Raw genomic sequence first — 12,234 nt, 5'->3', positions numbered from 1 at the left:
AGTTTAGATCATCATGTTGTAGTGCAGGTAGTTCATAATCCAAACAGAACCTACAAGCAGAATAGCAACGGTTAGAATCGTATACACGAATGCAATAACGTTCCAGCGCTGTTCTGAAGAAGAGTTCATATGCAGGAAATAAATCAACTGCACAAGGATCTGAGCAACAGCTGTAATTGCAATCACAGTAACTAGCAGACCGCGTCCAAATCCGCCAGCCATAACCATACCGAAAGGGATAATGGTTAGAACAACTGACAGAATGAAACCGATAGTATACTGTTTAGTGTTGCCGTGAGCTGCACCAGCAGAGTTATGATCGTGACTCATTATAGAACTCCCATTAAGTAAACTACGCTGAATACACAGATCCAAACGATGTCAAGGAAGTGCCAGAACAAGCTTAGGCAAGCAAGGCGGCGAGTGTTTGGAAGTGTCAAACCATTTTTCTTGATTTGGAACATCAACACAAGCATCCATACCAAACCTGAAGTTACGTGAATACCATGCGTACCTACAAGAGTAAAGAACGATGATAAGAACGCACTTACGCTTGGGCCGTGGCCAGCGTGTACTAGGTGGTTGAACTCATAAAGTTCCATGCCAATGAAGGTAGCACCAAATACCCAAGTAATTGCCAACCAAGTAAGAACTTGGTTAACGTTTTTCTTGTATGCAGCAAGAACAGCAAAGCCGAACGTTACAGAAGAAATCAACAGGGCAAAAGTTTCTGTTAGAACGAAACCTAAAGTATCGCCGAACAATTCTTTTGCACTTGGAGTTCCCATTGGAACGTGGCTGCTTAATACAGCGAACGCGATGAAGAGTGTACCGAATAGGATCAAGTCACTCATCAAGTAAGTCCAGAAACCAAAGACAGTGATGTCAGTATCATCATGGTGGTGATGATCATCATGCTCATGGTTGTCGTGATGAAGTACTTCAGCCATCGTCTTAATCCTTCTTCAAGTGTTTTTCAAGGATCGCATAGCGTTCATTTTCAATACGCTCAACTTCTGCAGCTGGAACATAGTAGTCAACATTCTTAGTGAATGAAGATACGATGAAGCTGATGATTGATGCGATGAAAGTAATCACTACTAACCACCAAATGTGCCAGATTAAAGCGAAGCCCATAATTGTAATAAACATTGCAATTACAAAGCCTGCAGCACGGTTTGTTGGCATATGAATATCTTCATACTTGGTAGGTTTCGCATAAGCGATACCGTTCTCTTTGTCAGTCCAGAAAGTATCAATACCATTGATTTTCGGCATGTGAGCAAAGTTGTAGAACGGAGCAGGAGACGAAGTAGCCCATTCAAGTACGCGGCCATCCCATGGATCGCCAGTATGGTCCATGTTGTTATGGCGTTGAAGGAAGCCTACAACGATTTGCATAACAAAACAGAAGATACCGATTGCAATCAGAATAGAACCGAAGAATGCGATAGCTAAGTACGGATCCCATTCTGGGTTGTCATATGTATTCAGACGGCGAGTCATACCCATGAAACCAAGGATATAAAGCGGCATGAATGCAAAGTAGAAACCGAAGAACCAGAACCAGAAAGATGCTTTACCCCAAGCTTCATTCAGCTTCCAGCCAAACATTTTTGGCCAGTAGTAGATGATGCCCGCAAACATTGCGAATACTACACCGCCAATAATTACGTTATGGAAGTGAGCGATAAGGAATAAAGAGTTGTGTACCAAGAAGTCCGCTGGTGGAACTGCCATCAACACGCCTGTTAAACCGCCAATACCGAAAGTCACAAGGAAGCCAAGTGTCCAAAGCATTGGAGTTGTAAAGGTGATGCGGCCCTTGTACATGGTGAATAACCAAGAGAAGATTTTCACACCAGTAGGGATCGCAATGATCATGGTCATGATGCCGAAGAACGCGTTAACGTTGGCGCCAGCACCCATTGTAAAGAAGTGGTGAACCCATACAACGAAAGACAATACTGTAATTGCTACAGTTGCATACACCATTGATTTGTAGCCAAACAAAGTTTTGCGTGCAAATGTAGATGTAACTTCTGAGTAAATACCGAAAGCAGGCAATACAAGAATGTAAACTTCTGGGTGACCCCAAGTCCAAATCAAGTTCACGTACAGCATTGGACTTCCGCCCATGTCGTTTGTGAAGAAGTGGAAACCGAAGTAACGGTCAAGTGAAAGCATTGCAATAGTTGCAGTTAACACAGGGAAGGCAGCAATGATCAGTACAGCTGTACAAAGCGCAGTCCAAGTGAAAATAGGCATGTCCATAAGTTTCATGCCAGGCGCACGCATTTTAATGATGGTAACGAAGAAGTTAACACCAGTTAAAAGTGTACCTAGACCAGAAATCTGAAGTGCCCAAATATAGTAGTCCACACCCACGCCTGGAGAGTATTCAATGCCTGACAGTGGAGGGTAAGCCATCCAGCCTGTAGCAGCGAATTCACCAATTGCAAGAGATGCCATCATTAGACCCGCAGCGCCGGCAAATAACCAGAAGCTTAGAGAGTTTAACAATGGGAATGCTACGTCACGCGCACCGATTTGAAGCGGTACAGCAACGTTCATTAAACCAACAACTAGACCCATTGCTACGAAGAAGATCATGATCACGCCGTGGGCAGTGAAGATCTGGTCGTAATGTTCTGGGTGTAGGTAGCCTTCGCCGCCGCCCTTCGCAAGGAACAGCTGAAGACGCATCATGATCGCATCGGCAAAGCCACGCACAAGCATGACAATAGATACGAAGATATACATGATACCAATTTTTTTGTGGTCTACAGATGTGAACCATTCAGTCCACAGGTAGTTCCACTTTTTGAAGTAGGTGATACCCGCAACAACTGCGATACCGCCTAGGACCATCATAGCCACAGTGACCAGCACGATTGGATCGTGTGGAATTGAATCTGGGCCTAACTTACCTAATAAGCTCATGTCTTATTCCCCTACAGAAGCAGTCGCGTGATCTGCATTTGCATGAGCTTCAGAAGCTGCTGCTTCGTGACCCGCTGCTGAGTGATCAGCACCGTGGTAGTTGCTCATGTATTTGTTAATGACAGATTCGAACAATTTAGGTTCAACTGAAGAGTAATAAGTCACAGGATGTGGCTTAGTAGGATATGGACCTTCTGCTTCAGCTAGAGCTGCTGCTTCTTTTTGCTTTTCAGTTTCAGCGTGAGCAACCATTGCTTCAATTTGATGCTTAGAACGGTTGCCGTCACGTAAGGTTGCAAATTCAGCTTGGTCTAAAACAGCTTTTTGAACTGCTTCAGGGTTAATTGAAGTACCGTTACCAGCTTTAACTGCATTTACCCATTCAGCAAACTGAGCTTCAGTCACAGAGTGAGCGCGGAAGCGCATTTGTGAGAAGCCATAACCTGAATAGTTAGAAGAGAAACCGCGGTAGCCTTCAGCTGGGCTAGTTTCATTTGCTAAGAAGTTCAGGTGAGTCTGCATACCCGCCATTGCATAAATCTGACCAGATAATGCAGGGATGAAGAACGAGTTCATTGTGAAGTTAGACGTCAAGCGAAGGCTTACCGGAGTTTTCTCAGGGAAACGCATTTCGTTAACGGTCGCAATGTTCTGTTCTGGGTAGATGAAGATCCATTTGAACTGTTCAGCAATAACTTGAACAGTTAAAGGAGCTTTGTCTGACTCAATTGGACGGTATGGGTCATACTTGTGGGAGCCCCACCAAGTTAACCAAGCTAAAATACCAATAATAATGACAGGGATACCCCATACTACAACTTCAATCGCAGTAGAGTGTGCCCATGTAGGTTTATAGTCTGCATCTTTATTCGATGCGCGATATTTCCAGCCAAACCAAACTGCCATAAGTGCTGATGGAATCACCACTAGAAGCATTAAATAGATCGCAGTCATCATAAGATCAGATTGACCTTGTGCTACTGGACCTTTTGAGTTTAGAAGTACCATATCACCGCCACACCCAGTTAAGAGTGCAGCCATCGCAGATAAAGACAATACAGCTAAAATCGTTTGTCTCATTTTACAACCTCGGTGAAGAGTCCCATTCCCTAATTAAATATGGGATAGCGATTATAGTGTCGCATGATTGAGAACTTTTCTTATAGACATAGAAAATCCTTCTCAATCATGAGACACCGCTACGTTGTAGGGCATTATGCCTCATATCGACCAACTAAGCTATACATAAAGATGCTTTAAATGACTGTTATAAAAACCGATTTTGCCGGTCGGGATTAAGGATTTTTTTTAATAATTCTATTTTAATTTCAATATGCTGTGGAAAAAGAGATGAAAAAATCATCTCTTTTTTAAAAGGATAAAATTATTGCTTTATGACCTTGGTCTTGGCGATTTTATCGTGCAAGGTTTGGCGTTTTTGGCCTAAGCCAAAGGCAAGGTCGATAATTGCACTAAATAAAAAGACAAAATTCAAGAAAACGAAAAATACACTGCGCAATGTGAATGCGCGCAGCAGTGTTGTTTTTTCACCGTTTTCCGCATCTACAATCTTAATTTTGGTGATTTTTTTGCCGATGGATTGTCCTGATTTTGCAATTAGGTAAGCCTGTACTGCCAGCATAATGAATAGGTAAGCACCCATTGCAAACCAAGCTTGCTGAGAGAACATTTCCACCATTTTATTTTGCAGTTCCTGAGCCAGTGCCGGGTTGGCTGTAGTGCCCATGACTGCTTCAATAAATTGCACATTCAAGGCATTAAATTGCTGTGATTCTTCTTTAGAAAAGAAACCTGTAAGGATGTAGGTTGCGGGCACCCAAAGCAGTAAATCGACAATTTTAGCGAGTACGCGGCTTGGAATGGATGCAAGTACCTGCTGTGATGCATTCGGTTTCGCTGTATTTTGATTTTGTACAGCATCGTTGACAGGTTGTGCAGATGGGAAGGGCTGTTCAGCTGCAGGCGCATTGTAGCCTTCTGGGTGGTATGCGGATTTTCCTTGTGTGAGTTCACCCAAAGCTTTCCACTCAGCCATGCCTTGGTGCCAAGCAAGGTCGGTTAGAAGCACTTGCTGGCTTGCGAGCATTTGATTGAGCTGCTCAAGGCTGTAAGGTCCGGCTTGCTGATTATTTCGCGCCAAGTAAATTTGCATAAAACTAAAATCTCAAAAACGTATAAAAAAGTATAGATGAAAAAAAAGACCCACATGTGGGTCTTTTTTTAACACAGAAACTTAAGCTTGTTGAGCTTTTTCTTCAGACAGGAAGAACCAAGTGTCTAAAACAGAGTCTGGGTTTAGCGAAACAGATTCAATACCTTGTTCCATGAGCCATTTTGCAAGGTCAGGATGGTCAGAAGGGCCTTGACCGCAAATACCTACGTATTTGCCCGCTTTGCGGCATGCATGGATTGCCATTGAAAGAAGAACTTTCACAGCCGCATCACGTTCGTCAAACAGGTGAGATACGATACCAGAGTCACGGTCTAGACCAAGTGTTAACTGAGTCAAGTCGTTAGAACCGATAGAGAAACCATCGAAGTGCTCAAGGAATTGCTCTGCAAGTAATGCATTGGTAGGCAATTCGCACATCATGATGACTTTAAGGCCGTTTTCACCGCGTTTAAGACCGTTTTGCGCCAATAATTCAATTACACGTTTCGCTTCGTTTACAGTACGGACGAATGGAATCATGATTTGAATATTGGTTAAGCCCATTTCGTCACGCGCTTTTTTCAGTGCGCGGCATTCTAATTCGAAGCAGTCACGGAAGTTGTCAGACACATAACGGCTAGCGCCACGGAAGCCCAGCATTGGGTTTTCTTCTTCTGGCTCGTACAGTTTACCGCCAATTAAGTTTGCGTATTCGTTAGACTTAAAGTCAGACATACGAACAATAACTGGTTTGTCAGCGAAAGCTGCAGCGAGTGTAGAGATACCTTCAACCAATTTTTCTACATAGAATTCGATTGGAGAAGAGTAGCCTGCAGTACGCGCCATTACAGCTGCGCGAGTTTCACGTGGCAGGCTGTCAATGTTAAGAAGCGCTTTAGGATGCACACCAATCATACGGTTGATGATGAATTCTAGACGTGCAAGGCCAATACCTTCGTTAGGAATTTGAGCAAAGTCAAATGCGCGGTCAGGGTTGCCGACGTTCATCATGATTTTGAACGGAAGCTTAGGCATAGATTCTACAGAGTTCTTTTGTACTTCAAAGTCTAAAGAACCTTCGTAGATGAAGCCTGTATCACCTTCTGCACATGAAACAGTCACTTCTTGACCATCAGTCAATACTTCAGTTGCGTTGCCGCAACCAACGATTGCTGGAACACCAAGTTCGCGGGCAATAATCGCAGCGTGGCAAGTACGGCCGCCGCGGTTAGTTACGATTGCAGCAGCGCGTTTCATTACTGGTTCCCAGTCTGGGTCAGTCATGTCTGAAACAAGAACGTCGCCCGGCTGTACTTTGTCCATTTCTTTAATAGACGTCACAACACGTACTTTACCAGAACCGATACGTTGACCAATTGAACGGCCTTCGCAGATTACTGTGCCTTTTTGCTTAAGCAGGTAGCGTTCCATTGTGCCGACATTTTCACGGCTTTTTACAGTTTCTGGACGCGCTTGAACGATGTAGATTAAACCGTCATCGCCGTCTTTAGCCCATTCAATATCCATCGGAGATTGATAGTGCTCTTCAATAATCAATGCTTGTTTAGCAAGTTCTTGAAGTTCATGGTCATTTAGCGCGAATTGTTGACGTTCAGTTTTTTCTACGTCGACAACAACGACAGATTTACCTGCAGCGCCTTCTTCACCGTAAATCATTTTTTGGTGCTTTGAACCAAGATTGCGGCGAAGTACAGCATGTTTGCCGTTACGTAGAAGCGGCTTAGAAACATAGAATTCGTCTGGGTTTACTGCACCCTGTACAACCATTTCACCCAAACCGTAGGAAGCGGTAATGAATACAGCATCACGGAAGCCTGATTCTGTATCTAGAGTGAACATTACACCTGCTGCGCCAGTTTCCGAGCGAACCATACGCTGGATACCTGCAGACAATGCTACAACGTCATGAGCAAAGTTTTGGTGTACGCGGTAAGAAATTGCGCGGTCGTTATAAAGTGAAGCAAAAACTTCTTTAATTGCGACTAGAACGTTGTCAATGCCGCGAATATTTAAGAAAGTTTCTTGCTGTCCAGCAAAAGATGCGTCAGGCAAGTCTTCTGCAGTTGCAGATGAACGAACTGCAACCGCAATATCAGGATTGCCGTTTGAAAGCTCTGCAAAAGCGTCGCGAACTTCTTTTTCAAGTTCTGGTGTAAGAGGAGACTCGATGATCCATTGACGGATTTTTGCACCTGTCTCAGCAAGAGCATTAACGTCATCAACGTCTAGAGCTGAAAGCTCTGCGTTGATTTTAGCGTTTAGGCCGCTTTTCTCAAGGAATTCACGATAAGCTTCAGCAGTAGTGGCAAAACCGCCAGGAACAGAAACGCCAGCATTTGATAAATGACTGATCATTTCGCCCAGAGACGAGTTTTTACCGCCCACGAGTTCTACGTCGTGCTTTCCTAATTTTTCTAGACCAATTACGCGCGCTTCCAAAGTTGTTACTCCACTTTTGCAGTATTAATCACTATCTTGGCATGAAATTATATCAAAAAACTTAGCTTTTTATTTCAACTAAGTCATAGTCATGTAAGATGGCTTACTATAAAGATTATATAGCACTTAGACAAATATTTGAGGAGAAATTTAATGTCCGAAGGTAAACAAATTCAGCGCAGTGTTTTTTTTATTTCCGATGGTACTGCAATTACAGCTGAAACCCTTGGGCACTCGCTGCTTGCGCAGTTTCCGCATGTTGATTTTGACATTCATATTATCCCTTATATTACCTCTGAAGAAGCCGCTATGAATGTGGTTGCAGAGATCAATCAGCGCTCACAAAAAGAAGGTCAAAAGCCCTTGGTTTTTGATACCTTAGTTGACCCGTATGTCCGTGATATTATTAACACTGCGGATGCAATAAATCTTGATGTTTTTGAGGGGCTTATTAGTAAATTGTCGGATGAGTTAGGTACATCGCCTACGACTTTAGTCGGACAGACGCATGCAGTGACGGATTCTGAGTCTTATAAAGCGCGTATTGATGCGGTTCATTTTGCTTTAGATAACGATGATGGCGCGCGTACACGTCACTATGACAAGGCTGATTTGATCTTAATTGGTGTGTCGCGTTCGGGTAAAACACCGACATCAATTTATTTGTCATTACAGTTTGGCATACGTGTAGCGAATTACCCATTAACTGAAGAAGATTTAGACGATAACCGTCTTCCAGCGGTACTTCGACCGCATAAACAAAAACTTTTTGGCTTAATGATTGATGCGGATCGTCTGGTTGCAATCCGCAGTGAGCGAAAAGCGAACAGCCGTTATGCAAGTTTTAGTCAATGCCAGATGGAATTACGTGCAATTGAGGGGATTTATATTTCGGAAGGCATTAAATATCTGAATGTTTCTGAGATGTCGATTGAGGAAATTTCTACGCGCGTTCTGCAAATGACCGGCCTGAAACGCCGCATTGGGTAATCATTGAAGCCATAAATGGGCCACTGATGTGGCCCATTTATTATAAAAATAACCTATCTGCTCATATATAAATAATATGATTATATCTTTAAAAAATACCTTCATTTATTTCATTTAATATCTAAATACCATTTTTGGGTGTCTAAGCAAGCGCTGAAAACACTCTTCAATAGCTCTGGTTGGGGCAAAAACATTTTAATACTTAGCCTATTGATGAAATGGGTGAAGCAGAAATGAAAGTTTGCCTTCATTTAAATTTAGAGCTTTTATCTGAGAAAGTATGCGTTTGTCATTACAGTTTTTCATTGGGGTTATAGATAATGCAGTCACAGGCATAGATATGACCATTGACTGCTTGAATGCCAAGGCTGTGAATTTTGATGATGGGCCACGTGACCAGTGTACAGTTTGCGCGCTGTAAAGCCGAATAATAGTGGTCTGCTTTTATAAAGGTTTTGTTCTGCAATGCTGTATTTGGCATGAGCAAATGTTTGAGCCAAGTGTCTTTGACTTGATCTTCTAAAAATCGTAAAGCCAGCAGGCTTTTAACCCGGTTATTAAAAAGCCGGCGGTTTTTAGCAAACAATGGGTGCCGGATTAATTTTTGTGTAAAACGTTCTGTTTTAGGCAGGACAAAATGCGGGTGAATTTGAAACACTGCAACTTGAGCAGCTTGATTGCATAGTTCGGAAAGCTGTGAGGCGGAGTCCTGATCAATATTGATGATGGCGACATTTTTACCTGTAAAATCTGTATGTTTGATTTGGCTGGATTCGACTAGACTGCCTTCAAACCCTGCAAAATCCGCAGTTAGGTTTTTAAAGACGGGATAAGGGTGATCCTGTTCAAATGTGTTCATATCAATAGTCCGTTATATTTTCTTTTGATCGTTCGAATTATATGCAGGTATATTGATAGCGAAGATTAAACGGCAGGTAAAGTAAAGTTTTGCGTCTGAACAGTCATCGCGGAATGTGATTGTGCATAGCCATCGAGAACGGCATGAATGATGACTATGCAGATGATTGTGAAACTATTGCCTATATTATTCGTCGTCATGCTCAGGCATAGCTTTAGAGTTGGAAAGTTCTAAAAGTTCGCTTTGATTGTGCTGGCGTAAATATTCCATGTCACGGATATTTTTCTGCACTGCGACCGCGCCAAATAAACTGAGTAAAAAAGACATGATGTAAAAGCCTTTTTCACTCAAACTCAATGAGGCGTTAAAGAGGCCTACACCCAGCAGGAAAATGCAGATCGCAACGGAGGCCCAGCAAAGCCCATAGTAAATATGGGTGACATGAACGCCTTCAAGTTTATCGCGGATGATCTTTTGCAGGGAAACTGCAGCAAATAGCCCATATAAAATTAAAATCAGATAATAGCCTTTTTCATTCAGCATCATATTGGCATTAAAAAGTCCAATACAGTAAGCAGCGCCGCCAGCAAGCAATGCAACCCAGCTGGCTGCCACAAAGGCAGGCGTTGGTTTGTTAATGTATTGATTCATACGCTGTTCCTACGTTTAATTTTCATTGTTATGCTTTGATTATGCTGTAAAGGATGAGGAATGCAATGCTCTTTTGTGCAACAGTTGCGAACGGCAGATGTATGAAAAGAAAAGCACTGCGGAGTGCAGTGCTTTTTCAATAGATGGCGGGAGTTTTTTTAAGGCTGCGCTTTTATGTCCATCAGGTATTCAAAGCTTTTGAGCCGTTTTGCTGTGTCATAAATATCACAGGTGAAGATCAATTCATCGACATCATATTTTTCCAGTAAAGCTTTTAAGCCGGCCTTTACTTTTTCTGGTGAACCAATTTGCCCAACGGCATAGAAATTATCAACATATTGTTTTTCGGCTGGAGACCACAGTTCGTTGATGTTATCTACAGGCGGTTTAAGTTTGCCGCGTGTGCCGCGAATCATGCTTAATATGCGCTGATAAGGCGTTGACGCTAAATAGTGAGCTTCTTCATCCGTTTCGGCAATGATAGCTGGTACACCCATAGAGATATAAGGCTTATCTAAATACTCAGATGGCGTGAAATTATCTCTGTAGAGCTGAATGGCTTGACCAAGCATACGTGGTGCAAAATGCGAAGCAAATGAATAAGGCAGGCCTAATTGTGCTGCCAGCTGAGCGCTGAACAAGCTTGAACCAAGCAGCCAGACAGGAACATGAGTACTTTGGCCTGGTGTCGCAATAATGCGCTGTGTGGGTGTAGGGTCTTTAAAGTAGTGCAGAATTTCAGCCACATCACGCGGAAATTGATCTTCAGTTTCTTGATGACCGCGGCGCAATGCACGCATGGTTGCTTGGTCTGTACCCGGCGCACGGCCTAAGCCAAGTTCAACACGTCCTGGATAAAGTGTTTCTAATGTGCCAAATTGTTCTGCAATTACTAAAGGCGCATGGTTGGGCAGCATCACACCGCCTGAGCCGACTTTAATGCTAGAGGTGTTGGCCAGTAAATAACCCAGCAACACTGATGTAGCAGAACTGGCAATGCCAGACATATTGTGATGTTCTGCAAGCCAAATACGTTCATAGCCCAGCTTTTCTGCATGCTGTGCAAGCGCCAAGGCATGATGCAGCGCATCTTGTATGCTCTTATTTTCTCTAACAGGCGCAAGCTCTAAGATAGAAAATTTTGTTTCTTGCAATGAACGCATATCAGTTCTCTGAATTTATCTATATCGAAATAATACGATATAAGTGCTGTGATGTATATCGATTTATTTCGATATGAATGCTGCAATATAAAATAAGCTGCATTTTTTAATACGGTTTTTAATTTTTTTCTTGGTGAGGAGGAGGGCGCGTATTTGGATTTGTGCAGGGTTTATATTTGCTAGCAAGATGTAGTCGCTTAGAAAATTAAATAATGCGATAGAAAGGGTTCAGTCGATGATTCAGTCTATATTTAAACAGCTATAGAGCAGATCTGTGAGTAAAGAATCTTGCTGTTAATAGAAAAATTGCAGCAAGAAATGACCATTTTAATGGCCGATTTCAGTATGTAAGTCTAATGCAGGACTGTATATTGCTTTAGATCAAAATCAAAAATGAATAAAGAGATGCGCTAGATTGAATGCAATACTTGGCGTGGGCGATGAAGCAATTGATTTAGGAATATGAGCTGCAGATATTTAGGGGGGAGTGTGAATATGCTGCCAGATGATAAATCTGCAATTCTGCCAAGCAGAAAAGGCAGGCTCGGCACATTATAGCGTCGGAAAAGGTGCGTGGACTTTCAGAAGAAGAGGTAGAGCGGATTGAATGGGCAACGGTCAATAAATCAGATGGCGGCGCTAAAAAGAAAGCTCATTATTAAGCATTAAAACTGCATATTGTTTTTGATTCAGATTGATCTCAGTTTGAGACTCGTAAATCTGGGTCAGTGGAATAAGGCCAAAAAAAAGCACCTGAATGAGGTGCTTTTTTAAATTGCGTACTCAGCTGAATGAGTATGCGCTAGTTGTGCTTAACGGCGTTTGCCATTTTTATAATGGCCTAGATGGCGGCCATTATCGTTGCTGTAATATCCGCGGTCGTTGTAACGGTAGTTGTTTGAACGGTAGCCGCGGCTATTATTATAGTTGCGGTCATAACGTTCATCATCATAACGGCGGTCTTCGCTGACTTTTTTTCCTAAAACCGCACCCCC

The 12,234-nt window shown here is 42.7% G+C and carries 11 protein-coding genes and 1 pseudogene; 2 read left to right on the top strand and 10 right to left on the bottom strand.

All coding sequences use genetic code 11. The features are described 5' to 3' along the window. Positions 1-3: 3 nt before the first annotated feature. From cyoD to ppsA, 6 genes are all read right to left on the bottom strand, one after another. On the bottom strand, positions 4-333 hold the full coding sequence (gene cyoD / locus B9T34_RS15340; RefSeq protein ID WP_026253413.1) for a cytochrome o ubiquinol oxidase subunit IV: 330 nt from the start codon (positions 331-333) through the stop codon (positions 4-6). Next, complete coding sequence (gene cyoC / locus B9T34_RS15335; protein ID WP_086214009.1) at positions 330-950, bottom strand: cytochrome o ubiquinol oxidase subunit III; 621 nt, start codon at positions 948-950, stop codon at positions 330-332. The genes cyoD and cyoC overlap by 4 nt, the downstream gene beginning before the upstream one ends. A gap of 4 nt (positions 951-954) precedes the next feature. After that, positions 955-2,943 carry a cytochrome o ubiquinol oxidase subunit I gene (cyoB, locus tag B9T34_RS15330; protein WP_086214008.1) on the bottom strand — a complete coding sequence of 663 codons (1,989 nt, stop codon included), beginning with the start codon at positions 2,941-2,943 and terminating at the stop codon, positions 955-957. Between the two features lie 3 nt (positions 2,944-2,946). After that, positions 2,947-4,023 (bottom strand): ubiquinol oxidase subunit II, encoded by a 1,077-nt coding sequence (cyoA, locus tag B9T34_RS15325; RefSeq protein WP_086214007.1) that lies wholly within the window; start codon positions 4,021-4,023, stop codon positions 2,947-2,949. Positions 4,024-4,327: 304 nt separating this feature from the next. Further along, positions 4,328-5,116, bottom strand: a complete 789-nt coding sequence (locus tag B9T34_RS15320; protein ID WP_086214006.1) for an RDD family protein — start codon at positions 5,114-5,116, stop codon at positions 4,328-4,330. 81 nt (positions 5,117-5,197) lie between these two features. Next, positions 5,198-7,576, bottom strand: coding sequence for a phosphoenolpyruvate synthase (gene ppsA, locus B9T34_RS15315; protein WP_086214005.1), 2,379 nt, complete (start codon positions 7,574-7,576; stop codon positions 5,198-5,200). Between the two features lie 153 nt (positions 7,577-7,729). Between ppsA and B9T34_RS15310 the strand changes: the two genes are divergently transcribed. Next, the gene (locus tag B9T34_RS15310) at positions 7,730-8,566 is read left to right on the top strand and encodes a pyruvate, water dikinase regulatory protein (protein WP_086214004.1); all 837 of its coding nucleotides are present in this window, start codon (positions 7,730-7,732) and stop codon (positions 8,564-8,566) included. Positions 8,567-8,858: 292 nt separating this feature from the next. Here the strand turns inward: B9T34_RS15310 and B9T34_RS15305 are convergent, their stop codons facing one another. The 3 genes from B9T34_RS15305 to B9T34_RS15295 form a co-directional block, all read right to left on the bottom strand. After that, a complete protein-coding gene (locus tag B9T34_RS15305) occupies positions 8,859-9,425 on the bottom strand; it encodes a flavoprotein (protein WP_086214003.1) in 567 nt (188 codons plus the stop codon). 186 nt (positions 9,426-9,611) lie between these two features. Then, positions 9,612-10,076, bottom strand: a complete 465-nt coding sequence (gene yiaA, locus B9T34_RS15300) for an inner membrane protein YiaA (protein WP_086214002.1) — start codon at positions 10,074-10,076, stop codon at positions 9,612-9,614. A 158-nt stretch (positions 10,077-10,234) separates the two neighbouring features. Continuing rightward, positions 10,235-11,239: an LLM class flavin-dependent oxidoreductase gene (locus B9T34_RS15295; protein ID WP_086214001.1), complete on the bottom strand. Its 1,005-nt coding sequence runs from the start codon at positions 11,237-11,239 to the stop codon at positions 10,235-10,237. Between the two features lie 512 nt (positions 11,240-11,751). Here B9T34_RS15295 and B9T34_RS19070 point away from each other — a divergent pair. Then, positions 11,752-11,901 (top strand): hypothetical protein, encoded by a 150-nt coding sequence (locus B9T34_RS19070; RefSeq protein ID WP_086214000.1) that lies wholly within the window; start codon positions 11,752-11,754, stop codon positions 11,899-11,901. 150 nt (positions 11,902-12,051) lie between these two features. On the opposite strand, the pseudogene B9T34_RS15285 reads toward B9T34_RS19070, so the two are convergent. Beyond that, positions 12,052-12,234 (bottom strand): annotated as a pseudogene (locus B9T34_RS15285) (hypothetical protein); the annotation flags it as partial.

It is taken from the genome of Acinetobacter sp. ANC 3813 (genome assembly GCF_002135435.1).
In the GTDB taxonomy this organism is placed as follows: Bacteria; Pseudomonadota; Gammaproteobacteria; order Pseudomonadales; family Moraxellaceae; genus Acinetobacter.
Note: the sequence above shows the minus strand (reverse complement) of the source record. Positions and strands in the feature narration are given on the sequence as shown.

Excerpts from the sequence above, each read along its gene's own strand:
- cyoC (WP_086214009.1), bottom strand. The coding sequence starts at position 950 with ATGGCTGAAGTACTTCATCACGACAACCATGAGCATGATGATCATCAC.
- cyoB (WP_086214008.1), bottom strand. The coding sequence starts at position 2,943 with ATGAGCTTATTAGGTAAGTTAGGCCCAGATTCAATTCCACACGATCCA.
- cyoA (WP_086214007.1), bottom strand. The coding sequence starts at position 4,023 with ATGAGACAAACGATTTTAGCTGTATTGTCTTTATCTGCGATGGCTGCA.
- B9T34_RS15320 (WP_086214006.1), bottom strand. The coding sequence starts at position 5,116 with ATGCAAATTTACTTGGCGCGAAATAATCAGCAAGCCGGACCTTACAGC.
- B9T34_RS15310 (WP_086214004.1), top strand. The coding sequence starts at position 7,730 with ATGTCCGAAGGTAAACAAATTCAGCGCAGTGTTTTTTTTATTTCCGAT.
- B9T34_RS15305 (WP_086214003.1), bottom strand. The coding sequence starts at position 9,425 with ATGAACACATTTGAACAGGATCACCCTTATCCCGTCTTTAAAAACCTA.
- yiaA (WP_086214002.1), bottom strand. The coding sequence starts at position 10,076 with ATGAATCAATACATTAACAAACCAACGCCTGCCTTTGTGGCAGCCAGC.
- B9T34_RS15295 (WP_086214001.1), bottom strand. The coding sequence starts at position 11,239 with ATGCGTTCATTGCAAGAAACAAAATTTTCTATCTTAGAGCTTGCGCCT.